Here is a 23,035-nt window from a genome sequence, read left to right as displayed (position 1 = left end):
TAACCAACAGTATTATTCTTTGCTTGTGTTTTGAAAATGAAATTAAGTTTTGTATATAAAACAAAACGAGGACGCAAGATATGAGTTGGATCTCAGTTTGTCAGCAAGGTGACGTTAGCGAAGATGAGCCGAAAGCCATCGAAATTGAAGGGAAAAAAATAGGCGTATTTTTCGTCGATGAAAATTACTTTGCTATCGAAAATGTTTGCCCTCATGCGTATGCCTTATTAACCGAAGGATTTATCGAAGATCAAACTGTGGAATGTCCATTGCACGAAGCAATTTTTGACATTCAGACAGGTGAGCTAAAAAGTGGACCCGGGTGTAGAAACCTATGTACGTACCCAGTTCGTGTTGAAGGACAGGATATTCAAATTCAACTCTAGTCCTCACATGTACAAGGAAGCAGAACAATGAAGACATTTAATGAAAAGTTGGCAAGTTGGATTCATGCAACGCCGGCAACCGAAGCAGGTATCAACAATATTCAAATTCCTGGTCAATCTGAATTGTTGGTTTGGCAAACACGTTATAAAGAACCAACGCTCTATGAACAAGATTTTGTAAAGAACTTGATTCAGGCATTTTCTGCGGGCGCAACTGAGTTAGATGATGTTGTTTCTGCACTTAATCAGCAAGGTTTCCGCTGTGAATCTGGTGATGAATGGACTTCTGCAAGCTTTACAGAAGAAATGCAACGTTTAGGTTATTGATTCAGGGAAGAATAAAATGAACGCAATCGTATCAACTTCACAAAGCGCTGAAGAATATTTAGAACTTGGTTTACGTGACCAATGGCACCCAGTTTTAGCAAGTTGGGAAGTCGCTGCTAATCCAGTTGGAATTACTCGTTTAGGTGAAAATATTGTGGTTTGGCGTGATGCCGAAGGTCAGGTTCATGCACTTGAAGATCGCTGTCCACACCGCGGTGCTCGTCTTTCACTTGGTTGGAACTTGGGTGACCGAGTAGCTTGCTGGTATCACGGTGTTGAAGTTCGCGCTGATGGTGTCGTTGCTGATGTGCCGGCCGTTCATGAATGTCCAATGACTGGAACCAAATGTTTAAAGAACTATCCGGTCATTGAGCAACATGGCGCAATCTTCATTTGGTTTGGTATTGATGCAAATGAACAACCAGCACCGCTTGAGTTTCCAGAGCAACTTGCAAGCGAAGAGTGGAGTGCATTTCTTTGCCAAGCAGACTGGAAAGTAAACCATCAATATGCCATTGATAACGTCATGGACCCAATGCACGGTACATATTTGCACTGTACTTCACACTCAATGGCAGAAGGTGAACGTACCGCAGAGATGAAACACCGCACAACTGAAAATGGTTTTGTTTTTGAAAAAGAAGGCCAAACAGGTGTGAACTTTGACTGGGTTGAATATGGTTCGACTGGGGCAAGTTGGTTACGTCTTTCAATTCCTTACCGTAAACAGTTTGGTCCGGGTGGTGAATTCTGGATTGTGGGTTACGCAACGCCAATTGATGCCAACAATACCCGTGTATTTTTCTGGCGCTGTCGTAAGGTGAGTGGTTGGCAACGTAATGTATGGCGCTTCTTATATCGCAATCATTTAGAACAATTGCATTGGGATGTATTGGAACAAGACCGCATTATTTTAGAAAACCTTGCGCCAAATGCACGTGCACGAGAATTCTTATATCAACACGATGTTGGACTTGCACGTTTACGCCGTTTAATGAAGAAAGAAGCTGAGAAGCAATTAAAGAAAATTGCTGCACTAAATGCATCAAACCGTATCGAGATGCAGGAAGAAGCTCATGGCTAATGTAGCGTTGTTGCAAGGCAAAAAAGTTTTAGTGACTGGTGCCGCACGTGGTTTAGGGCGGGATTTCGCTCAAGCCATTGCTGAGGCAGGCGCTGAAGTTGTGATGGCAGATATTTTATCTGACTTGGTGCAACAAGAAGCGCAAGCGTTACAGCAACAAGGGCTAAACGTTCATGCAGTAACAGTTGACCTTGCCAATGCAGACTCTATTGAAAATGCGGTTGCAAAAAGCGTGGAAGTATTACAAGGACTAGATGGCCTTGTGAACTGTGCAGCGCTTGCAACCAATGTCGGTGGAAAAAATATGATTGATTACGATCCTGAACTTTGGGATCGAGTCATGAATATTAATGTAAAAGGCACATGGTTAATTACAAAAGCGTGTATTCCACATTTAAAACAATCGGCTGCCGGCAAAATTATTAATGTTGCGTCAGATACAGCACTTTGGGGCGCACCGAACCTGATGGCTTATGTGGCAAGTAAAGGTGCAATTGTTGCCATGACACGTTCAATGGCAAGAGAGTTGGGACAGTTCAATATCTGTGTCAACACATTGTCTCCGGGGCTGACACTGGTTGAAGCAACCGAGTATGTGCCACAGGAACGTCATGATTTATATGTTAACGGAAGAGCGATTCAACGCCAGCAACTTCCACAAGATTTAAATGGAACAGCATTGTATCTACTGTCGGATTTGTCCTCTTTTGTGACAGGTCAAAATATTCCGGTCAATGGCGGTTTTGTCTTTAACTAAGGAGTAGTCAAATGATTACAGGGATCGAGATTTTAAAGTTTGGAGTTGAAGATAGAGCCGCTTCAAACAAGTTTTTGGCAGATTTTGGTTTAAGCCAAAGTACTTCGGATATTGAAGGTGCAGATTTATACCAGACTCAAAACGGCAGCAAGATTTATCTATTTAATTGTGATGATAACCGTTTGCCGCCTGCTATTGAGCAAGGTTCAACTTTACGTGAAGTCACTTGGGGTGTTGATAGTCTTCAAGACCTTGAAGACTTGGCAGCTCGTTTGGCCGATGTAGACGGTTTTAAACGTACTGAAAATACAGTTCAGTGTCTTGACCCAAATGGCATGACCATTCGTTTTGAACAAAGTTTTGTTAAAGAAGTACCTGAACTTAAAACGGAAGGTATTAACCAATACGGCAACATTCAACGTGTGAATGCAGCAAGTCCTGTTTATGAAAAAGGTCAACCTGTTGCGATTGGACATGTGGTGTTTTTCACACCGGATTTGGCAACTACTGAAAACTTCTATATTGAAAAAGTAGGCTTTCATTTATCGGATGCCTATAAAAATCGTGGTGCATTCTTACGTTGCCGCGGTGAAGGTTATCACCACGATTTATTCTTACTTAGCGTTCCAAATAAACCTGCGGGTCTAAATCACGTTGCATTTGTTGTCCGTGATATTCATGAGGTGATTGGAGGCGGTTTACATATGAACCGTTCAGAGTGGTCAACCTTTATTGGACCGGGACGTCATCCAATTTCTTCTGCTTATTTCTGGTACGTCAACTCACCATTGGGTGGTGCATTTGAATATTACACCAACGATGATTATTTGACCGAAGAATGGCAGCCACGTGTAGAAGAACATCGTCTAGAGCTTTTCACCGAATGGGCGATTGATGGTGGTCTTGATGACACAACTCGCCGTCAGGTGAAGCCTGTTTAACAGGGATTGCTTTACAAGGAAGATGGCTATGGAAAAGATCGTAATTGTAGGTGCCGGACAGGCAGCGGGTTGGGCAGTAAGTACCTTACGTCAAAATGGGTATGTGGGCGAAATTCACGTGGTTTCAAATGAAGATCAAGTGTTTTATGAGCGTCCGCCACTGTCTAAGCAAGTACTTTCAAAAGAAGCAACTTATGAAAGTTTGAATCTGTTCTCACCTGAACAGGTTCAAGAGTTCAACGTTCAATGGCATAAACCAGAAATTGCGACAAAAGTCGATCGTGAGCAAAAACAGGTTCATTTAGAAAGTGGCCACATCTTGCCGTATGACAAATTGTTGATTGCAACAGGAAGCCGTGCCCGTGTACCCGTCAATACATGGCAGTTCATTCCAAATGTTGTGACTTTGCGAAATGTACGTGACTGTGAACGTCTGGCTGAAATTTTAAAGAATGCAAAAAATGTTGCTGTGATTGGCGGTGGCTGGATTGGTTTGGAAATCGCTGCAACTGCACGTAAGCAAGGCAAAGATGTTCATATTTTTGAATATGGGGACCGCTTATGTGCAAGAAGTGTGAGTCCGGAAGTTTCTGCATTTTTAAAAAATATGCATGAGGCTCAAGGCACAAAAATTCATTTAGACAGCAAGAGCCTTCACTTAGTGGAAGCACCAGATCAAAAAGTTGAAGTGGTAAACCATCCTCAACATAGCCAGTTATTTGATTGTGTTGTAGTGGGTGCAGGTGCCGAAATTGCGAAAGAGTTAGGCGTGCATGCTGGGCTCGATGTGAAAGATGGCATTGTGGTGAATTGTTTTGGACAAACCTCGGATCAAGACATTTATGCCGCAGGCGATGTCGCGATTCATCCGGGTTTGGGCTATTGCATTCAGTCTTGGGCAAATGCACAAAATCAGGCGATTGCAGCTGCGAAATCAATGCTCGGAATTGAAACTGAATATACCGATATTCCTTGGCTTTGGTCTGATCAATATCACTTTAATATCCAGATTTTAGGCACGTATCAACCTGAAAAAACCAAAGAAGTGGTGATTCGCCAAAGTGGTGAAGATCAGGTGAGCTATTTATATCTGGACCATGAAAATCGCTTGCTGAATATGATTGCCATTAATGACTCGAAGCTAGTCAAACTGGCAAAGCGTTGGATGCAAGCCAATACCGTTTTAGATCCAAAATTATTAGCAGATGCTGAATTTAATGTCATGAAGTTAAAACCGTAAACATTAAATCTGGTTCTCATTACCAAATCGAAGGAATGACACATGAGTAATGAAGAAAAAAGTGGATTAAAGCATTGGGTACCTGCTTTTGTCCTTATGGTGTGTGTAGTACTGGCATTTTTCGACAAGATTAGTATTGCGGTTTTATTTTCAGATCCTCATTTTCAAAGTGCAATGGGAATTGCTGAAGATAAGGCCAAGCTCGGATGGCTCATGACAAGTTTCTTGCTTGCTTATGGTTTTTCATCAGTTTTTCTAAGCTTTTTGGGTGACATCTTTAACCCAAAGAAAATGCTGTTCTGGAGCGTGACCTCTTGGGGTTTACTCATGTTTTGCATGGGCTTCACCACCAGTTATTCAGGCATGTTGATTTTACGTGTATTGCTCGGTTTAGCAGAAGGTCCTTTATTTGCCTTGGCATATACCATTGTTAAGCAGACTTATACAGACCGTCAGCAGGCACGTGCCTCAACCATGTTCTTACTGGGTACACCGATTGGTGCATTCCTTGGGTTCCCAATTACGGCAGCCGTTCTGGCACACCACGACTGGCACACCACTTTTTTTGTGATGGCTGCGCTCACACTCATTGCAATTTTAAGCATTGTTTTTGGTTTACGTAACTTGCAGCTCAAGAAAACTGTCGAAATTGATGGTGAGAGTAAACGTACCAATTTCAAAGGCCACATTGCCAATACTAAATTGCTGCTCAGCAACAGCGCATTCTGGTTGGTTTGTCTCTTTAACATTGCGTTGATGACTTATTTATGGGGCTTAAATAGCTGGGTTCCTTCTTACCTTATGCAAGACAAAGGATTCAATCTCAAAGAGTTTGGGATGTATTCAAGCTTTCCGTTCATTGCCATGTTAATTGGCGAAATTATCGGTGCATTTTTATCTGACAATTTAGGCCGCCGCGCGATTCAAGTATTTAGCGGTTTATTACTCGCGGGCATCTTCATGTACGTAATGGTCATTATGACTGAGCCACTATTGATTATTGCTGCCATGTCTTTAAGCGCGATGGCGTGGGGTTTTGGAGTAGCAGCTGTATTTGCTCTGCTTGCAAGAGTAACGACCTCAAATGTAGGGGCGACTGCAGGTGGAATATTTAATGGTTTAGGTAATTTTGCAAGTGCAATTGCGCCTGTTCTTATCGGTTACATCGTGATGCAAACACATAGTTTTAATTTAGGAATTACCTTCTTGGCTGCAGTTGCTGTCATTGGATCGTTGTTCTTAGTTCCTCTTTTAAAACGTTATTAATTCACTGTATAGGAGTTTAAAAAATGACTACACAACAATTCGAATCGTGGGTACAACCAGAAAATGCTTCTTTAGAAGATTGGTTAAACACGCGTATTGCTCGCTTTGAGACACGTAAATATGACTTTGAGGCTTTGAAGTTCCAAGCAGATTACGACCCGAAATATCGCCGTGCACAAATGCGTTACATGGGTACGGGTGCAACAGGTGTTGCGAATGACGGCAACACTGTACCAGCAGAAAACTTCACATTTTCAACCATGGTTTTGCCACCACAGTGTGAAGGTCCTTTGCACATTCACCATGATGTTGAAGAAGTTTTCTTTATGCTTCGCGGCGAAATTGATTTGTTCATTGAGCACAACGGCGAAAAATTTGAAACCCGTTTAAAAGAGCGTGACCTGATTTCAATTCCACCGGGAATCTACCGTGGTCTGTTTAACCCAGGTCAAGAAGATGCCTTGATGTGTGTGATGTTGGGAACAGGTAAACCAACCATTCCAAACTATCCACCAGAGCATCCATTGTCTCAAATCAAACGTTAATTGTTTGATGAAGTGAATGAAAGGAAAGAATTAAAAATGATGACACTCATTGAAAAGTTAGCAGAATTTCCGGTGAAAATGGTCAATGTTCAAGGCCAGCAACAAGCCTATCGGGAAGCTGGTCAGGGCGAATACCTTGTGCTGTTGCATGGCATTAGCTCCGGTTCTGCTTCATGGGTAAACCAACTTGAAGTGCTGTCTCATCATTTTCATGTCATTGCCTGGGACGCACCGGGCTATGGCAAATCAGATGAACTTTTAACGGATCAACCGAATGCGACCGACTACGCAAAGCGTTTGGCAGGGTTGTTCGATGTTTTAAAAATTGAAAAAGCAATTGTAGTGGGACACTCCTTAGGTGCCTTACAGGGCAGTGCATTTGCTGCACTTTACCCAGAGCGAGTGAAACACTTGGTGGTTGCTAACTTGGCGCAAGGCTACCAACGCCACGATGAACAGACACAAATTCAGGTTTTTGAAAAAAGACCAAAAATGTTGAAAGAACTCGGTGCTAAAGGAATGGCCCAAAGCCGTGGACCTCATTTGATTTATAAACAAGAGCCACAGGCTTTAGCTTTAGTTTCAGAAGTGATGCAGCAGTTGACCTTACAAGGTTTCACACATGCATCGTACTTACTGGCATATGACGAAATACGTAATTATTTAACCGATTTAAAAGTCCCATGCACAGTGATTGCAGGGCAGCAAGATCAAATCACTCCTGCGTTAGGTATACAAGCGCTTGCTCAGGAATTGCAGTTGGAACAGCGCTTCGTCATAGAAGATGCAGGACATTTAAGTTATGTCGACCAACCGCAAGCATTTAACCAAATTATGTTGACGATTCAGGAACAATCGTAAGAGAGATTAAGGATTATGAGCTTCCAAGTTGAAGGAAAAGTTGCAGTTGTTACCGGTGGCTCATCTGGGATTGGGCTGGCTGCTGTTGAAATACTAGTTGCAGAGGGTGCAAAAGTTGCTTGGTGTGGTCGCGATGAAGAACGTTTAAATGCGTCTAAGCACTATATTTTAGAAAAATTTCCGCATGCCAATATTTTTACCAAAGCATGCAATGTGTTGAAAAAAGAAGAAGTTCAGCAATTTGCCAAAGAGGTCAAACTCAATTTGGGCAATGTGGACATGCTCATTAACAATGCTGGGCAAGGCCGTGTTTCAAATTTTGAAAACACACAAGATGAAGACTGGATGAAAGAAATCGAGCTGAAATATTTCAGTGTTTTACATCCGGTAAGAGCTTTTCTCGACGACTTAAAACAGTCGGCAAATGCCTCAATTACCAATGTGAACTCGTTACTGGCATTGCAACCGGAACCGCACATGATTGCGACTTCATCTGCCCGCGCTGCACTGTTGAATTTAACCCATTCGTTGGCGCATGAGTTTACTCAATATGGTGTTCGTGTGAACTCGATTTTACTGGGTATGGTGGAATCTGCGCAGTGGAAACGCCGTTATGAAACCCGTTCAGATTTAAATCTGTCATGGGAAGAATGGACAGGCAATATCGCAAAAAATCGCGGCATTCCTATGCAGCGTTTAGGCCGTCCAGAAGAGCCTGCACGTGCTTTAGTTTTCTTGGCATCACCATTGGCATCTTACACCACAGGTTCGGCAATAGATGTCTCGGGTGGTTTTAACAAACATTTATAAATATCAGGTGCTGTCATGAAAAAGTTGATGATGATTGGTTTTGGCGCAATGGCAGCAGAAGTGTATGCCCACTTGCCTCAAGATCTGCAACTCAAGTGGATTGTAGTGCCATCTCGCAGTATTGAAAAAGTGCAGTCACAAGTCTCTTCCGAGATTCAAGTGATTTCCGATATTGAGCAATGTGATGGTACACCAGACTATGTCATTGAGGTGGCAGGTCAAGCAGCAGTAAAAGAGCATGCTCAAAAAGTTTTAGCGAAAGGTTGGACCATTGGGCTGATTTCGGTGGGTACTTTAGCTGATAACGAGTTTCTGGTTCAGCTTAAGCAAACTGCTGAAAAAAATGACGCACATCTGCATTTACTGGCAGGGGCTATCGCAGGCATTGACGGTATTTCTGCGGCCAAAGAAGGTGGCTTGCAAAAGGTCACTTATAAAGGCTGTAAAAGTCCAAAAAGCTGGAAGGGTAGTTATGCAGAGCAATTGGTCGATTTAGACCATGTTTCAGAACCTACGGTTTTTTTTACTGGAACTGCCCGTGAAGCTGCCATGAAATTTCCGGCCAATGCCAACGTTGCAGCAACCATTGCACTTGCAGGGCTTGGAATGGATGAAACCATGGTTGAGTTAACTGTTGATCCAACTATCAACAAGAACAAACACACCATTGTGGCGGAAGGTGGCTTTGGACAAATGACCATTGAACTGGTGGGTGTGCCGCTGCCAAGTAACCCGAAAACATCAACTTTGGCTGCGCTTAGCGTGATTCGTGCTTGTCGCAACAGTGTAGAAGCAATACAGATTTAAGAAGGATTTGATCATGGCAAAGGAAATTTATATTGCGGGTGAATGGCGATTAGGCCGTGGTGCAGTCATTCAAAGCCTGTTTCCGGCAGATCAGTCGGTAAACGCTGAGCTTTCAACAGCAACGCTTGAAGATGTAAATGAAGCAATTGAAAAAGCGGATCAGGCTTGGCGTCAACCGAGCTGGAGAAACAGCTTGCCGCATGAGCGCGCACGTATTCTCTATAAAGTTGCAGACATTATTGAAGCGCGTGTAGATGAATTAGCGAAACTACAAACCCGCGATAATGGGAAGCCTTTAACCGAAACTCGCGGTTTGGTGATGAGCGCGGCGGCAACTGCACGCTATGTTGCGGCAGCATGTGAAACACTGAACGATGAGCTTACCACTCAACGTGCTCCAGACTTTATGACCATGAGCGTGCATGAACCTGTAGGCGTTGTGGCAGCTATTACTCCTTGGAACTCTCCAATTGCGAGTGAAGTTCAAAAGCTTGCTCCAGCTTTGGCAGCAGGAAACGCCGTGGTGTTGAAACCAGCAGAAGCAACTTCACTGATTGCTTTAGAGCTTGCCAAAATTTTTGAAGAAGCAGGTTTACCAAAAGGCTTACTCAGTGTGTTAGTGGGGCGCGGTTCAGTGATTGGTGATGCAATTGCTCAGCACCCATTGGTTCGTAAAATCTCTTTTACAGGTGGAACAACCACGGGGCGTCATTTGGCACACATTGCCGCAGATAAACTGATTACCACTTCGCTTGAGTTAGGTGGAAAGTCACCAACTATCGTTTTACCAGATGCAGATGTCGAACTGGCTGCTAAAGGTGTCGCGTACGGTATTTTTAGCTCGGCAGGCCAAGCGTGTATCGCAGGTTCTCGCTTGTTTATTCATAGCAGTCTCTACGATCAGTTTTTAACGCGTTTGGTTGAAATTACCAAAGGTTTACGTGTGGGCCATCCGGAACAGGCAGGCGTGCATTTAGGACCACTGGTCAATGACAAACATTTGCAGTCAGTTGATCGCTATGTGCAACTTGCTAAAAGCGAAGGTGGTCAAGTTCTGATTGGTGGTGAGGCACTTACGACTGGTGATTATGCCAAAGGAAGTTATTACTTACCGACCATTATCACGGGCTTAAATAACAGTGCTCAAACCTGTCAGGAAGAAATTTTTGGCCCTGTTTTAGTCGTTATGAAATATGACAACGAACAAGATTTAATTGCCCAAGCCAATGACAGTTGTTTTGGTCTTGCCGCAGGTATCTGGACTGAAAGCTATCGCAAAGCTTGGCGCATCGCACGTGCCTTAGAAGTAGGAACGGTATGGATTAATACCTACAAAAAATTCTCGATTAGTGCGCCGTTTGGTGGTTTTAAAGACAGTGGAATCGGGCGCGAGAAAGGCCGTTTGGGCATTTTATCGTACATGCAACAAAAGAGTATTTATATGGGGCTGAATGAACAGCCTAACCCTTGGTGCGATTAATAAATTCAAGGACTGAAAACAAATTTTGAGGAACAGACATGACTGAACGTGTAAATGTAGGCGAAGCAATCGCAAGAGTTTTAGAAGCGCACCAAGTTGATAGTATTTATGGTGTTATTTCCATCCACAATTTACCTATTGCCGATGCAGTGGGGCGCCGTGAAAAAATGCGCTTTGTCGCAGCACGTGGTGAGGCGGGTGCGGTTACTATGGCAGATGCACACTCACGCTTTAAAGGCTTAGGTGTAGCGTTGACCAGTACGGGTGCTGGGGCAGGTAATGCCGTAGGTTCACTCATTGAAGCAATGAACGCGGGTAGCCCTGTATTACATTTAACAGGTCAAGTTGAGCGTGAATATCTCGACCGTGATGCAAGCTTCATTCATGAAACCAAAGACCAACTTACATTCTTACGTGCATCAAGCAAAGCGGCGTTCCGTATTACCAGTCCAGACAATGCCGTTGGTGTGATTCGTGAGGCAATTCGTGTCGCAACTACAGTTCCAATGGGACCAGTTAGTGTTGAGTTACCAATTGATGTACAAGCAGCAGAAATTGATTTACCACTTAATCTTGGGCCAGTGAAAGCACTTGAATTGCCACAGGCAGAGCAAGCTGAAATTGATCTTCTTGTAAGCGAGATCAAAAAAGCAAAACGCCCGATTTTCTGGATTGGTGGTGGAACTTTAAATAGCGTTGCCGAAGTTAAAGCAATTGCAGATTTAGGTATTCCGGTTGTGTCGTCTACACACGGCCGTGGTGTTTTGGCAGATGATCATCCACGTAGTTTAGGTGCTTTCCATAACTCAGCAGGTGTTGAGCAATTATTAAAAGATGCTGACTTAATGGTAGTCGTGGGTTCTCGTTTACGTAGTAATGAAACCAAAACTTATTCGGTTGAGTTCCCTGAAAACATTATTCAGGTAGATGCCAACCCAGTGGCTCAGCAACGTAATTACAAAATCCGCAACTTCATTTGTGGCGATGCCAAAGATGTCTTAACACGTGTGTTAGAGCAGCTTCAAGGCACTTCAAAAGTTAATACCGATTACGATGCTGCTGTTGTGGCAGCAAAACAGGCTGCAATTGATGCACTGCGTAAGCAAATCGATCAGTACGCTTTAATTTGTGATCACTTACGTGCAGCTTTACCTCAAGACGGCATTTTTGTACGTGACATCACCATGTCGGGTAGTACATGGGGCAGTCGTTTATTCCCTGTACAGGCACCAAACCAAAATATCCACTCACTTGCGGGTGCAATTGGTTTAGGCCTTGCAACTGCAATCGGTGCTTCGGTTGCTAACCCTGACAAAAAAGTGATTGGTTTAGTCGGTGATGGCGGCTTAATGCTTGGTATTGGTGAAATTGCAACTATGGTGCAAGAAAACACCAATATGGTCCTAATGATTATGAATGACGGTGGTTATGGCGTAATGCGTGGCATTCAAAATAACTACTTTGGTGGCCGTCAGTATTTCAATGAACTGCATACTCCAGACTATAAACTTCTTGGCGACTCAATGGGTGTGAAAAGCTGGAAAGTCGGTAGTGCAGAAGAGTTTAAAACGGTTATTCAAGAGGCTGTTGCTTTTGAAGGACCAACTGTAATCGAGCTCGATATGAACTCGATTGGACCATTAAACTTCGCGGGTCCACCGCAAAAGAAACTGTATTAACCAGTTTGGATGGTTTAGTACATATGCGATGGGAGCTGCTAAGCCATCCTTTTTTTAGATAAAATTTTTTGTCTAAAAAACAATAAAAACTAAGTTTTACAGGTAAAACAAATAAAGTTCCAGCAGGACGCTGGAACTCAATCAAGGATGTAGAGATGAAAAAGACTTCATTGATCATGGCATTCATTGCACCGCTTACGCTGGGGGTAAGCGTCAATGCATTTGCAAAAGACTCATTGCTTGAATGGAAAAGTGATGACGGCACTGACTCATTAAAGTTAGGTGGGGTGGTTCGGTTAAATCAACGTTATGAGGATTGGGAAGGGCCAAACCGCGGTTTCGGTAAGCTCTATTTTGATATTTTCAGGGTAGATCTCAAAGGTAAATTTGATGATGCCTATATCAACGCCAGCTATCTATTTCAAGACCAACAGAAAACATCTATTGAAAAAGCGTACGTGGGCTATAACCTAGATGCCAATAACAGCATTGAAGCGGGTTTAGTCTATAAACCTTTTACGATTTATCCATACCCGCAAAATGGCTGGACCTATCACATCCCATTCTTTTTAGGTTATGGCAACAATATTGCGCCGGGGGTTAACTGGAATTATCACAACAAAGATTGGGATGTAAAACTTGGTTATTACCCGCAAATGTTAGAGACGAATTTGCGTTATTCACCTGAAAGTGCAACTTATGATGACTTGGCAGGAAATGCATTTCCATCTCAAAAAGCCTATCAAAATGAAAAGCGTAATCAGGTTAATACCCGCATTGTTCGCAAGTTAGAAACCGATTTTGGTAAACAGGAGTTTGGTGTTTCTGGCGCGATTGCACAGCTACATAACAAAGTGACCGATAAAGACGGCAAATATTATGCAGTCGGCTTACATACCGAAAACAACTACAAACGCTTTAATTTACAAAGTTCGGTCATTCACTATCAATACGATGCTAAAAATCCAGATGGTGTAAATAGTGACATGACCTTAATGGGCAATAATGGTTTTACACCTGCTTATTTCATTGCTTCGGAAGGGACCATAGCCAGTTTAAACCTTGCTTATACATTGCCTGTCACTAATATGGGCAAGCTAAAATCCATTAAGTTTTATAATGACTATAGTTATCTCGATAAAAAACGTGATGATTGGTCAGACTCGCAAATGAACACCACAGGAATGATGTTTATTGCTTCACCATTTATGGTTTGGGCAGATTATACGTGGGGTAAAAACTCTAACATTATTGGTGGTTCGACTAACTCAACAGGGTATACCTCTGCAACTTCACCAAATAGTGATAAATGGCTATACCGTATTAACTTTAATATTGGCTTTACTTTCTAACGTAAGCAGCATTAAAAAAAACCACGCAATCGGCGTGGTTTTTTATTTAATAAGTTAAAGCGTTTAATATCTGTTTTTTTCAAACTTATTCCAAAATACAAAGGCAGTCACAAAGGCCAAAATGGTTAGCGCGAAAATATAATACATCGCACCAATATCACTATATTGACTGAGCCAATGTACTAAAGGCAGGGTCATACCACCAACAATTGCATAAGACAAATTATAAGAAAATGAAATACCCGAGAAACGCACAGGCGCGGGGAACATTTTAACCATACTGCTCGACACCATGCCGACAGTACCAGAGCATAAACCCAACAGCATATAAAAACCAAAAATAATTGAATTGGCAGAATGTCCTAAACTGTTATAAAAAACTGCCGCTGTAAGTGCCACAGCAAGTGCACCGACCATCATGACTTTGCCACAGCCAAAACGGTCAGCAAAATAGCCTGCCAAAATACAGCCGACCATTTGCATGACAATAGCCGCACTTTGCATTTCAAAAGTCTGTGCGCGCTCAAAACCAAATGAACCAATCAATAAATTTGGCATGGCTAAAATCACCACCACCACACATCCTGTTAAAAACCATGTAAATAACATGCCAATCGCAACAGCTGTTTTATGCGTTTTTAAGACTTGTTTTACAGGCATTTCTTTTGAAATTTCTTTACGAGCCTGCATGGCTTTAAACACAGGCGTTTCCTTTAAATAAGTCCGTAAATAAAGTGCGATTAGACCAAAAATACCACCTGCAATGAAAGGAATACGCCAAGCCCAGTCATGGATTTGTCCTTCACTAAAATTCAGTGAAATCCATAAAGACATCAGTGCGCCTAGTAAAATTCCTAAAGAAAGCCCAGCGGTGAGTAACCCATTTGCCAGTCCGATTTTTCTTTCGGGTACATGTTCAGATACAAAGGTCCATGCAGCTGGAATTTCTCCCCCAATCGCAATCCCTTGCACTACACGCATAAGTAGTAAAAGTAGGGGGGCTAAATACCCAATATTTTCAAAGGTAGGCAATATCCCGATAAACAGGGTAGGCAGCGCCATCAGCAAAATAGAAAGTGAAAATAGTTTTTTACGCCCAACCAAGTCACCAAAGTGGGCCATAACCACCCCACCTAAAGGCCTAAAAAAGTAACCTGCTGCGAAAATTCCGTAAGTGTTAAGCATGGCCCAAAATGGGCTAAGGGTGCTTGGGAAAAACAGGTCGGAAATGATTTTGGCGTAAAACACATAAATCACAAAATCGTAAAATTCTAAAGCTCCACCCAATGAAGAAAGGGCGAGGGTTCGTTTATCTTCTTTATTGAGATAGTTCGCATCCTGCAAAGTTAAGTCCTGATCCATTTTTTTACTTAATTGTTGTAATTGAAGTTTGGATATTAATGGAAAAGTGAAGTAAAAGTAAATGGAGGAAATTTGTTCTATACGGAGGTTTAGATTTTCATCACTCAAATAAAAAAGCTTTAAAACAAAAAACGCATTAGATGAAACAAAAACAGATGTAGGAATGACTTTTCTTTTGAGCTATTCAGCGACACAATAAAACTTGTCATAGCCAATTTAATGAGAGATTCAGAGGATGAGTGTAGTTTTACCAGTCGCAAAGCGTGGTGAAGATATCTTAAAACTGATTGCGGCTCCTGTCTCAGCAAATGAGTTAAACAGTGATTGGCTTTATCAGCTTGCTGCTGCTATGCAAGCAACAATGCTTGAGCGTAATGGCGTAGGGATTGCCGCACCGCAAGTTTATATTTCTAAACGTGTCATTATTGTGGCTTCCAGACCAAACCCACGCTATCCCGATGCACCTGAAATGGATGCTGTGGTGATGGTGAATCCTGAAATTTTAGAGTTTTCGAGTGAAACGCTTTTGGGTGAAGAAGGTTGTTTAAGTGTGCCAGACGAACGTGGACAAGTGGAACGTGCAGAAATGGTCAAGGTCAAATACTTAACACTTAAGGGAGAGGCTGTTGAAACAATTTTTCATGGTTTTCCTGCTCGTATTGTTCAACATGAAGTCGATCATTTAAATGGAATCTTGTTTGTAGAAAGAATAGGCTAATCTTTAGATTAAAGTTTTGAAAAACCTATAATGAGCTTGAAATGAATAAGTCATAGCAATTACAATACTTATAGCGTGATATTTAAATCATTATAAAAGATATAATTTTAATATTATCAGCAGGTTGTGCTGAAATTTTGCGCGATGTTGTGAATCTCCTCATTTAAGGTTACTGACCATGAAAACCCCTCTCCCAGAATATTTGGCAAATGTTATAGAAGCCTGTGACATCGATAACAGTGGTCATCTCGCCGATTATATTCCTGAGTTGGCAAATGCAAACCCAGATCGATTAGCTTTAGCAATGTCTACGGTAGATGGCGAAATTTATTCGGTTGGTGATGATGATGTCGAATTCACCATACAGTCGATTTCTAAACCTTTTGTATATGCCTATGTTTTACAACAACTTGGCATTGATGCAGTACTTGCGAAAGTAGGGGTAGAGCCTTCGGGGGAAGCCTTCAATGAAATTTCATTGGGTAAAGATGGACGTCCGAAAAACCCGATGATTAACTCTGGCGCAATTACTGTACATTCCTTGATTCAGGTTAAGCATGGTTTACATAGCGCAGAAATTCTACGCCGTTTTATGAGCGAGCTTGCAGGCCGCGAATTAAGTTTTGATGAGTCTGTTTATGATTCGGAAGTCAAAACAGCCTACCGTAATCTTTCGATCGGTTATATGTTGCGAACTGTCGGAATTTTGGAAACTGACCCTGTAGATATCGTGAATGGCTATATTCGCCAATGTGCGATCATGGTTACAGTTAAAGACTTGGTACGTATGGGCAGTGTACTTGCCAATGGCGGGGTCGACCCTAAAACTGGAAAACGTTTGTTAAACCGATCTGTGGTTAGACAAGTGCTCAGTGTCATGATGAGCTGTGGTATGTATGATGCTGCAGGTGACTGGCTGTCGACTGTAGGTATTCCTGCTAAGAGTGGTGTAGCAGGCGGTATTTTAGGTGTGCTGCCGGGTCAGGTCAGTATTGCTGCTTTTTCACCTCGTTTAGATGAGCATGGTCACAGTATTCGAGGTATCGATATTTTAGAGCGACTATCTCGTGACATGGGATTACATCTCATGGAAGGTACACCTTCTGCACAAACAATTGTACAAAGTCATTACCGTACAGGAAAAGATGCTTCATTAAGTGTGTATGTGCTTCGTGGCGTATTGAAATTTACCGAAGCTGAAATGTTGTTGCGCATTTTACAAGACGAGACAACTGACCAAAGCACAATCGTCATTGATTTAACGCAGATTTCACTTATCCACGATGTGGGTAAACGTATGTTCTTAGAAGGGGTAGATCGTCTGATTGATGATGGTCATACTCTTGTTTTAGTCGACCCTGAACAGCGCTTAGATCATGCCAGAACAGCTAAAGATCGTGAGCTTCATGTCTACCACGATTTTGATGATTTGCTCGAAAAGCATGAGATCCGCACTAAAAAAAAGACTTATAGCGACATCGCGGCACTTCTAAACTGCTGAGGTGTTTTTCCTAGATGTCGCTTAAACATCGCACTGAACGCGCTGGGGTTTGTATACCCCAGTGACTCTGAAATTTGAGCAATAGATTCACCATTCGCAATTTTACTTAACGCAAGTGCAATATGCATTTGCTGTAACCATGCCCGATACGACAGCCCTGTTTCTTTTTGGAACATACGCATTAGGGTTCTAGAACTCGTACCAATTTCATCAGCCCAATCTGTTAAATCTTTTGAACTATCAGGAGCGTGTAATAACTCTTGGCAAATTTTTAAGAGCCGTTTGTCTTTCGGCCATGGAATTTGAATAGGCAACAAATTGGCCCGATGGATTTCTTCAAAAATCAAAATTTGTAAAGAACGGGAAAGTTCTTGAGAGGTCGCAGTATTTGGCGTGTCTTCTCGTTCAATTTCATTTAAACGAATCAAAAGTTCGTGTAGCAGGTTGCTTACTCGAATAATAAAACAATCTTGTCCCATTAGAGCGGCTGCATTTACTTCAACCAATGCCGTATTTAACTTTACGTGACTCAGTGAAATCACGCTGTGCTCTACATGGGCAGGAATCCATAATGCACACATCGGCGGCACAATCCAGACATGATTAGGCGTAAACACCTGAATAGTTCCTGTGGATGCATATAAAAACTGCGCACGTGTATGCGTGTGGGTAGGGGTGATTTCTCGGTAAGAATGCTCAGAAGATAGCCCAATCACAAGTTCAGACAAATCAGACTGAATAAGAGAATCGGACATAAACTATCCTAAAAATTGTCACTTATACGATGATTATTGGAAGATAACTTTATAAGCGACAATTTACAATAAGCACCTTACTTAGAATATTGGAGTTTTTCAGGTATGACGTCTTCAATACAATTGAAAGATGGTATTGCCAATACCGTTGCAAATGATCAGCCTCAAGGAATGATTATTAAAATTGTAGGCGCCGTGGCAGTCGCACATTTACTGAATGATTTAATTCAAGCAGTGCTACCAGCCATCTATCCAATGCTAAAAGCAAACTTTTCACTGAGTTTTGCGGAGGTTGGCCTGATTTCGTTTGTATATCAAATTACAGGTTCACTGCTTCAGCCTTGGATTGGACTTTATACCGATAAACATCCAAAACCGTATCTTCTCCCACTCGGAATGGTCGTTACATTCTGCGGCATTATCTTGTTGGCATTTTCACCTAGTTTTGCTGTGTTGTTATGTGCATCTGCACTGATTGGGGTAGGGTCTGCAACCTTTCACCCAGAAGCTTCACGGGTGGCACGAATGGCGTCGGGTGGACACTTTGGTACGGCTCAATCGACTTTTCAGGTGGGCGGAAACACAGGTACTGCCATTGGCCCATTATTAGCAGCGTTATTGATTGTTCCATTTGGGCAGCATGCAGTTGCGGGCTTGGTTATCATTGCACTTTTAGCAATTTGGGTTTTATTTGGTGTAAGCCGCTGGACGGTAAGTCATGCAAAAAGTCAGGTGGTTACACGTGCTACCCAAGCACAGAGTAAATTGCATGGCCGTAAGCTTATTATTGCTTTGAGCACAATTAGTTTATTGATGTTTGCTAAATTTACTTACATTGCCAGCATTAGTAACTACTTTACTTTTTATCTTATTCAAAAGTTCCATATCAGCATCCAGACTGCTCAGTTGCATTTATTTGCCTTTTTAGCAGCCGTTGCATTAGGTACATTTGCAGGTGGCCCAATTGGAGACAAAATTGGCCGTAAAGCGGTTATTTGGGTTTCATTTGTTGGTATGGCGCCGTTTGCATTAATGATGCCGTATGCAAACTTATTCTGGACAACAGTTTTCTCAATTATTGCAGGTTTGGTGTTGTCGTCTGCTTTTGCTGCGATGGTGGTTTACGCACAAGAAGCTGTTCCAGGCCGTGTGGGTATGATTGCAGGTTTAATGTTTGGTCTTATGTTTGGGGTAAGTGGTATTGCCGCAGCAGGATTAGGGCATTTAGCTGATATTAACGGCATTGAATGGGTATTTGGTTTATGTTCATTCTTGCCATTACTTGGTTTTGCAACAGCACTTCTACCAAACACAAGAGTTAAATAAATGAAAAGACTCTCGGTCATATTCAGCTGAGAGTCTTTTTTAGATAAATATAGCTCCAATTAAAAAGACTATTTTTGAATACCAAATTTAAATACGGTGACACTGTTATAAGTTTGATTTGGGTTCAAACTTGTAGAAGGGAAGGATGGTTGATTCGGGCTATCCGGAAAATGCTGCGTTTCTAATGCTAGCGCATCTGCTTGACGATAAAGCACGCCATTTGCACCAACAACATTTCCTAATAAATGATTGGCTGTATACATTTGAACGCTTGGTTCAGTAGTTAAGACTTGCAGTGTCCGTTTAGATTTCGGATCAAAAACATGAGCTGCAAGATTTAATTTTCCTTGAGACTTTTGATTAATTACCCAAGTTTGATCATAGCCATATCCATAGGCCAATTGCTGATGATTCGCTCGAATATCTTTCACAATTGCTTTAGGCGTCCGAAAATCAAAAGGTGTACCTGCAACCGAAGCTATTTCACCTGTGGGTAAAGAGTTTTGATCGGTTACCAATATACGGTCTGCATTGAGTTGCACCACATGATCTAGTACACCATAAGGATTATTGCCAGCACCTGATAAGTTGAAATAACTGTGGTTGGTGAGATTGACGACTGTTGGTTGATCAGTTTTGGCTTTATATTCGATTTGGAATTCATTTTGATCTGAAAGACTGTAGATCACTTCCACATCTAATTTTCCGGGAAAACCTTGATCACCATTTGGACTGGTTAACTTCAGAGAAGCTTTAACGGTTTCACCTTTGGAAACGAGGGGTTTAACTTGCCAAACACGTTTATCAAAACCCGGATTACCACTATGTAATGAATTTGGTCCATTATTTTTTTCAAGGTTATACGTTTTTCCATCTAAGCTAAATTTAGCATTACCAATACGGTTCGCATAACGACCAATTAATCCGCCAAAATGTATGCCTTCCTTGGTATCAGTGACTTCATAGCCTTTTAGATCATCGAAGCCTAAAACGATATTATTTTGTTTGCCTTGTGCATCGGGAGTCAAAATCTGGGTAATTACACCACCGAAGCTAATAAAAGAAACTGAGACTCCTTTGTTATTGCTCATGGTATAGAGTTCAACTTTTTGACCGTCTTGAGTCGTGCCATAGGGTTTTACATTTAATATTGCTGCATTTGCAAGTTGGGCAAAGCTATAAATCGCAACACCTAAAATTACTAATTTTTTCATGCTTATACTCTATTTTTTAATCGTAGGATTGGATGAATATAAGATTGATTTTTCGTCTTTTTAAAGAGTTTTTTATTATATATAGTGTTAATGATAATTAGCGATGTTAACGCTAAATATTGAACAAGCTGGCACTAATCCTATTAGTAAAACTCAACGGTAAGCTATTTTTATGATTCATCCCGACTCGGTTTTAAAATTTTCACTTGGTCTTAAGGGGCTGTCATTCGAAATAGGCAACCAACACATTCAAATTGAGCAGGGCTTGAGTTTTGTTGATTCAAGAAGTATTCGTTATGGTGTTATTGATGAACTTGCTATCGAAAAGATGATTTATTTCATTGAAGAAATCATCGAGTCAAAGCCACTCAGAAATTTAAATATAAGTGGTGTGGCGGTTACGTCTGATGCAACCATGACACAACTCAGTGAGTTATTTTTTAGTACTAAAAAGCAAATTAGCCGTATTGAGCTTGAGCATGGATTCAATGATTTTATTGAGCGTTTGAGCTACTGCACAAGCCAAGTGGCTCCAGATCAGCTTTATATTTTTACCTACTTTGTATTTGTTCGCGAGATGATGAATCACTTAAGAGTTAAGGAAATTCAGGTCATATAGACAGATAAAAGCTTAAAAGATTCCTCCTGTTGATAAACGGATCTTGGTAGGATTCAATTAAGAAAATATTATTCCAGTAGGATTATTAAACATATATATACTCGAGATAATAAGGAATTGAAATTTCAGTTTCACATATGTCTACAATAAAACTTTTAGGTGAAAAAACATCTTAAATGAAGTCGTAAAAATGGACGTCCTATTTTAATTGCAGAAAATCACTCCCTGATTGATGGTTTACAAGAAGCTATCGGCTCATTAGTTTAAAGAAATGGGTCACATCCTCGTTTTGACATGGTTGGTTAACCAAATGCATTTTTAGATGCAGGGATATTACCAAATTTGCATGATGGGTATGGCATTTCAACTGAAGTAGTTAAAGAGATAATCAGACCTCATTTGAAAGAAAGGTAATGTCTTTTTGATGCAACTAAAATTAAAATAGATTATTTGAACCCTTTAATTTTAAAAATTGAGAGGTATTAAAAATTAATTATATTAATAGATTTTATTTTAATATTTATATATTAAAAGTATTTAGACTAGATTTAATAACTAGTCTAAATATTTTAACTTAAGCTGACATAGGTAGTAAGTATTTATTTAATGATAAGTACCCTATAATTTGTTGTTTTATTAATTTAAGTAGAGTTAATATGGAGGTTTTGATTTCTAGATATTCTGAATAAATCCATCCATTTTTCTTACTACCATGTGCAATATTGTTTCGAAACTCTAATAGTTTATTTAAATTGCTAAGATCACTTTCTGAGATACAAGTATGGTCAAATCCTAAACGGAAAAAAATTTTTTTGAGTACGGGAGGCTTTAAATTAGACTCTACGTCAACTATTTTATCTACTTTTAGCTTTACTTTAGTCAGCATAATATTCTGTATCACTTCAATGAATTCAGTTCTACGACAAAGTTCTTTAAAATCAGGGTCATACTCTTTGTTAAATAAGGGATGCTTTTTATCAGGATTTTTTAAGGCTCCAAATGTAGAGTCTAGGGAACTAGCTACCAGATTTGGTATGGTTTTTGAACAATCGAGTTCAAGTGAATTTATTTGATTAGCACATTTTGTGAACATTAACTTTGCATGCCCTTCAAAATGAGAATATAAAAGTAAAATTAGGGGTTTTGTGTTAATCATTTGTAAAGACTCTTCTTGAGTTTTATTTAGATCATTTTCGAAAAAACGTAATTCTGTTTCTCTCCAAGATAAGTCTTGTTCAAATTCTGATAAAATTTCATCTAAATTAATCAAAATTAATCTCCATTAATCTTGATGAAACAAACTCAATACGCTCATTTAATTTGTTTTTTGTATTTTTACCACCGCCTGTAGTAATAGGCTTAAAATCTTTATTTAACTTAATTGATACTAATTTCTCGCTAATTTTAGCTAAATGGTTAGAGTTCTCACAATCAACCAGATTGATAATCTTCTGTAAAGCTAAGCTAATACTTTCATATTGATAAATAGAAAAGTTTTCATGAATTGAATCAAAGTTCTTTGAAGCTTGCCCAAATACTTTAGAACCCAATGTCTTATTTAGTATTTTGAAGGTCTTATCAAAAATAGCTTTTTCGGTATGGTAATCAAATTCTATAAAATGTATGTCAGAATTAGGTAATGAAACACGTTCCATATATTCATCAAGAAAATCGGCAATATCATGAGTATAATTTTCTCTAAAATTTTTAAATGCTAAAAATCTTAAAATAAGTTCTTGTTTGTATGCATTTATAGTTTTAGCATCTGATATATTTAGTGTTGTATCTTGAAAATCCTGATTTTCAACTAGTTCATTAAGAAAGTCAGGAAAACTTTCATTTAAAATTCGAATAGTACAGTTTCTAAGTTCTTGATCTTCTAGACCTTCTCCACCAGTATTAAGGCGCTTAAACATGTGATATCGAATTAATTTATTACTTTCCTTTCGAATAACTTCCATTCTTATAAATGATCGCTTTAGTCTAATTTGATAAGAAGTAGGTA

The 23,035-nt window shown here is 40.5% G+C and carries 22 protein-coding genes and 2 pseudogenes; 19 read left to right on the top strand and 5 right to left on the bottom strand.

The features are described from left to right. Positions 1-80: 80 nt before the first annotated feature. From ACH8JV_RS11590 to ACH8JV_RS11525, 14 genes are all read left to right on the top strand, one after another. Entirely contained in the window at positions 81-386 is a 306-nt protein-coding gene (locus ACH8JV_RS11590) for a non-heme iron oxygenase ferredoxin subunit (protein ID WP_002117586.1), read from the top strand. A 27-nt stretch (positions 387-413) separates the two neighbouring features. Beyond that, positions 414-713, top strand: coding sequence for a recombinase-like helix-turn-helix domain-containing protein (locus ACH8JV_RS11585; protein WP_005070730.1), 300 nt, complete (start codon positions 414-416; stop codon positions 711-713). Between the two features lie 16 nt (positions 714-729). Then, positions 730-1,797 (top strand): Rieske 2Fe-2S domain-containing protein, encoded by a 1,068-nt coding sequence (locus ACH8JV_RS11580; RefSeq protein ID WP_396521377.1) that lies wholly within the window; start codon positions 730-732, stop codon positions 1,795-1,797. Next, a complete protein-coding gene (locus ACH8JV_RS11575; protein WP_000024374.1) occupies positions 1,790-2,554 on the top strand; it encodes an SDR family oxidoreductase in 765 nt (254 codons plus the stop codon). The genes ACH8JV_RS11580 and ACH8JV_RS11575 overlap by 8 nt, the downstream gene beginning before the upstream one ends. Before the next feature lie 11 nt (positions 2,555-2,565). After that, positions 2,566-3,495, top strand: a complete 930-nt coding sequence (locus ACH8JV_RS11570; RefSeq protein ID WP_396521375.1) for a VOC family protein — start codon at positions 2,566-2,568, stop codon at positions 3,493-3,495. 28 nt (positions 3,496-3,523) lie between these two features. Beyond that, the gene (locus ACH8JV_RS11565) at positions 3,524-4,735 is read left to right on the top strand and encodes an NAD(P)/FAD-dependent oxidoreductase (protein ID WP_396521373.1); all 1,212 of its coding nucleotides are present in this window, start codon (positions 3,524-3,526) and stop codon (positions 4,733-4,735) included. Between the two features lie 42 nt (positions 4,736-4,777). After that, complete coding sequence (locus ACH8JV_RS11560) at positions 4,778-6,001, top strand: MFS transporter (RefSeq protein ID WP_396521371.1); 1,224 nt, start codon at positions 4,778-4,780, stop codon at positions 5,999-6,001. Between the two features lie 23 nt (positions 6,002-6,024). After that, positions 6,025-6,546, top strand: a complete 522-nt coding sequence (locus ACH8JV_RS11555; RefSeq protein ID WP_336169476.1) for a cupin domain-containing protein — start codon at positions 6,025-6,027, stop codon at positions 6,544-6,546. Positions 6,547-6,582: 36 nt separating this feature from the next. Then, positions 6,583-7,407 (top strand): alpha/beta fold hydrolase, encoded by an 825-nt coding sequence (locus tag ACH8JV_RS11550; protein WP_396521369.1) that lies wholly within the window; start codon positions 6,583-6,585, stop codon positions 7,405-7,407. Positions 7,408-7,422: 15 nt separating this feature from the next. Beyond that, positions 7,423-8,217 (top strand): SDR family oxidoreductase, encoded by a 795-nt coding sequence (locus tag ACH8JV_RS11545; protein WP_000009973.1) that lies wholly within the window; start codon positions 7,423-7,425, stop codon positions 8,215-8,217. 15 nt (positions 8,218-8,232) lie between these two features. Continuing rightward, positions 8,233-9,024 (top strand): aspartate dehydrogenase, encoded by a 792-nt coding sequence (locus tag ACH8JV_RS11540; protein ID WP_209048729.1) that lies wholly within the window; start codon positions 8,233-8,235, stop codon positions 9,022-9,024. Between the two features lie 13 nt (positions 9,025-9,037). Next, positions 9,038-10,504 (top strand): aldehyde dehydrogenase, encoded by a 1,467-nt coding sequence (locus ACH8JV_RS11535; RefSeq protein WP_005124539.1) that lies wholly within the window; start codon positions 9,038-9,040, stop codon positions 10,502-10,504. A gap of 38 nt (positions 10,505-10,542) precedes the next feature. Continuing rightward, complete coding sequence (locus tag ACH8JV_RS11530) at positions 10,543-12,183, top strand: thiamine pyrophosphate-binding protein (protein ID WP_396521366.1); 1,641 nt, start codon at positions 10,543-10,545, stop codon at positions 12,181-12,183. A gap of 155 nt (positions 12,184-12,338) precedes the next feature. Beyond that, a complete protein-coding gene (locus tag ACH8JV_RS11525) occupies positions 12,339-13,535 on the top strand; it encodes a hypothetical protein (protein ID WP_396521364.1) in 1,197 nt (398 codons plus the stop codon). A 63-nt stretch (positions 13,536-13,598) separates the two neighbouring features. Here ACH8JV_RS11525 and ACH8JV_RS11520 read toward each other — a convergent pair whose 3' ends face one another. Next, positions 13,599-14,897, bottom strand: coding sequence for an MFS transporter (locus ACH8JV_RS11520; protein ID WP_396521362.1), 1,299 nt, complete (start codon positions 14,895-14,897; stop codon positions 13,599-13,601). Positions 14,898-15,132: 235 nt separating this feature from the next. Between ACH8JV_RS11520 and def the strand changes: the two genes are divergently transcribed. Both def and ACH8JV_RS11510 read left to right on the top strand, forming a co-directional pair. After that, entirely contained in the window at positions 15,133-15,615 is a 483-nt protein-coding gene (gene def / locus ACH8JV_RS11515) for a peptide deformylase (protein WP_396521360.1), read from the top strand. 178 nt (positions 15,616-15,793) lie between these two features. After that, entirely contained in the window at positions 15,794-17,116 is a 1,323-nt protein-coding gene (locus tag ACH8JV_RS11510) for a glutaminase (protein ID WP_348896060.1), read from the top strand. On the opposite strand, the gene ACH8JV_RS11505 is transcribed toward ACH8JV_RS11510, so the two are convergent. After that, a complete protein-coding gene (locus ACH8JV_RS11505) occupies positions 17,083-17,871 on the bottom strand; it encodes an AraC family transcriptional regulator (RefSeq protein WP_396521358.1) in 789 nt (262 codons plus the stop codon). The two genes, ACH8JV_RS11510 and ACH8JV_RS11505, sit on opposite strands and share 34 nt — an antisense overlap. Before the next feature lie 105 nt (positions 17,872-17,976). Here ACH8JV_RS11505 and ACH8JV_RS11500 point away from each other — a divergent pair, with 105 nt between their 5' ends. After that, the gene (locus ACH8JV_RS11500; RefSeq protein ID WP_311072145.1) at positions 17,977-19,197 is read left to right on the top strand and encodes an MFS transporter; all 1,221 of its coding nucleotides are present in this window, start codon (positions 17,977-17,979) and stop codon (positions 19,195-19,197) included. Between the two features lie 68 nt (positions 19,198-19,265). On the opposite strand, the gene ACH8JV_RS11495 is transcribed toward ACH8JV_RS11500, so the two are convergent. Then, positions 19,266-20,411 carry an aldose epimerase family protein gene (locus ACH8JV_RS11495; protein ID WP_396521356.1) on the bottom strand — a complete coding sequence of 382 codons (1,146 nt, stop codon included), beginning with the start codon at positions 20,409-20,411 and terminating at the stop codon, positions 19,266-19,268. A gap of 172 nt (positions 20,412-20,583) precedes the next feature. Between ACH8JV_RS11495 and ACH8JV_RS11490 the strand changes: the two genes are divergently transcribed. Together ACH8JV_RS11490 and ACH8JV_RS11485 are read left to right on the top strand one after the other, a co-directional pair. Then, complete coding sequence (locus ACH8JV_RS11490) at positions 20,584-21,030, top strand: hypothetical protein (protein ID WP_396521354.1); 447 nt, start codon at positions 20,584-20,586, stop codon at positions 21,028-21,030. A 113-nt stretch (positions 21,031-21,143) separates the two neighbouring features. Continuing rightward, positions 21,144-21,444, top strand: a pseudogene (locus ACH8JV_RS11485) (transketolase family protein); the annotation flags it as partial. Positions 21,445-21,604: 160 nt separating this feature from the next. Here ACH8JV_RS11485 and ACH8JV_RS11480 read toward each other — a convergent pair. Continuing rightward, a complete protein-coding gene (locus tag ACH8JV_RS11480) occupies positions 21,605-22,300 on the bottom strand; it encodes an MAE_28990/MAE_18760 family HEPN-like nuclease (RefSeq protein WP_396521352.1) in 696 nt (231 codons plus the stop codon). Next, positions 22,293-23,035 (bottom strand): annotated as a pseudogene (locus ACH8JV_RS11475) (DUF262 domain-containing protein); the annotation flags it as partial. The gene ACH8JV_RS11480 and the pseudogene ACH8JV_RS11475, both read right to left, overlap by 8 nt.

This window comes from Acinetobacter sp. ABJ_C5_2 (assembly GCF_044538485.1).
In the GTDB taxonomy this organism is placed as follows: Bacteria; Pseudomonadota; Gammaproteobacteria; order Pseudomonadales; family Moraxellaceae; genus Acinetobacter; species Acinetobacter nosocomialis_A.
The sequence above is the reverse complement of the archived record's forward strand: the minus strand, read 5'-3'. Positions and strand labels throughout refer to the sequence as shown.

What these genes read in the sequence shown, in the direction of transcription:
- ACH8JV_RS11590 (WP_002117586.1), top strand. Translation starts at nt 81, where the DNA reads ATGAGTTGGATCTCAGTTTGTCAGCAAGGTGACGTTAGCGAAGATGAG.
- ACH8JV_RS11585 (WP_005070730.1), top strand. Translation starts at nt 414, where the DNA reads ATGAAGACATTTAATGAAAAGTTGGCAAGTTGGATTCATGCAACGCCG.
- ACH8JV_RS11580 (WP_396521377.1), top strand. Translation starts at nt 730, where the DNA reads ATGAACGCAATCGTATCAACTTCACAAAGCGCTGAAGAATATTTAGAA.
- ACH8JV_RS11575 (WP_000024374.1), top strand. Translation starts at nt 1,790, where the DNA reads ATGGCTAATGTAGCGTTGTTGCAAGGCAAAAAAGTTTTAGTGACTGGT.
- ACH8JV_RS11570 (WP_396521375.1), top strand. Translation starts at nt 2,566, where the DNA reads ATGATTACAGGGATCGAGATTTTAAAGTTTGGAGTTGAAGATAGAGCC.
- ACH8JV_RS11565 (WP_396521373.1), top strand. Translation starts at nt 3,524, where the DNA reads ATGGAAAAGATCGTAATTGTAGGTGCCGGACAGGCAGCGGGTTGGGCA.
- ACH8JV_RS11560 (WP_396521371.1), top strand. Translation starts at nt 4,778, where the DNA reads ATGAGTAATGAAGAAAAAAGTGGATTAAAGCATTGGGTACCTGCTTTT.
- ACH8JV_RS11555 (WP_336169476.1), top strand. Translation starts at nt 6,025, where the DNA reads ATGACTACACAACAATTCGAATCGTGGGTACAACCAGAAAATGCTTCT.
- ACH8JV_RS11550 (WP_396521369.1), top strand. Translation starts at nt 6,583, where the DNA reads ATGATGACACTCATTGAAAAGTTAGCAGAATTTCCGGTGAAAATGGTC.
- ACH8JV_RS11545 (WP_000009973.1), top strand. Translation starts at nt 7,423, where the DNA reads ATGAGCTTCCAAGTTGAAGGAAAAGTTGCAGTTGTTACCGGTGGCTCA.
- ACH8JV_RS11540 (WP_209048729.1), top strand. Translation starts at nt 8,233, where the DNA reads ATGAAAAAGTTGATGATGATTGGTTTTGGCGCAATGGCAGCAGAAGTG.
- ACH8JV_RS11535 (WP_005124539.1), top strand. Translation starts at nt 9,038, where the DNA reads ATGGCAAAGGAAATTTATATTGCGGGTGAATGGCGATTAGGCCGTGGT.
- ACH8JV_RS11530 (WP_396521366.1), top strand. Translation starts at nt 10,543, where the DNA reads ATGACTGAACGTGTAAATGTAGGCGAAGCAATCGCAAGAGTTTTAGAA.
- ACH8JV_RS11525 (WP_396521364.1), top strand. Translation starts at nt 12,339, where the DNA reads ATGAAAAAGACTTCATTGATCATGGCATTCATTGCACCGCTTACGCTG.
- ACH8JV_RS11520 (WP_396521362.1), bottom strand. Translation starts at nt 14,897, where the DNA reads ATGGATCAGGACTTAACTTTGCAGGATGCGAACTATCTCAATAAAGAA.
- def (WP_396521360.1), top strand. Translation starts at nt 15,133, where the DNA reads ATGAGTGTAGTTTTACCAGTCGCAAAGCGTGGTGAAGATATCTTAAAA.
- ACH8JV_RS11510 (WP_348896060.1), top strand. Translation starts at nt 15,794, where the DNA reads ATGAAAACCCCTCTCCCAGAATATTTGGCAAATGTTATAGAAGCCTGT.
- ACH8JV_RS11505 (WP_396521358.1), bottom strand. Translation starts at nt 17,871, where the DNA reads ATGTCCGATTCTCTTATTCAGTCTGATTTGTCTGAACTTGTGATTGGG.
- ACH8JV_RS11500 (WP_311072145.1), top strand. Translation starts at nt 17,977, where the DNA reads ATGACGTCTTCAATACAATTGAAAGATGGTATTGCCAATACCGTTGCA.
- ACH8JV_RS11495 (WP_396521356.1), bottom strand. Translation starts at nt 20,411, where the DNA reads ATGAAAAAATTAGTAATTTTAGGTGTTGCGATTTATAGCTTTGCCCAA.
- ACH8JV_RS11490 (WP_396521354.1), top strand. Translation starts at nt 20,584, where the DNA reads ATGATTCATCCCGACTCGGTTTTAAAATTTTCACTTGGTCTTAAGGGG.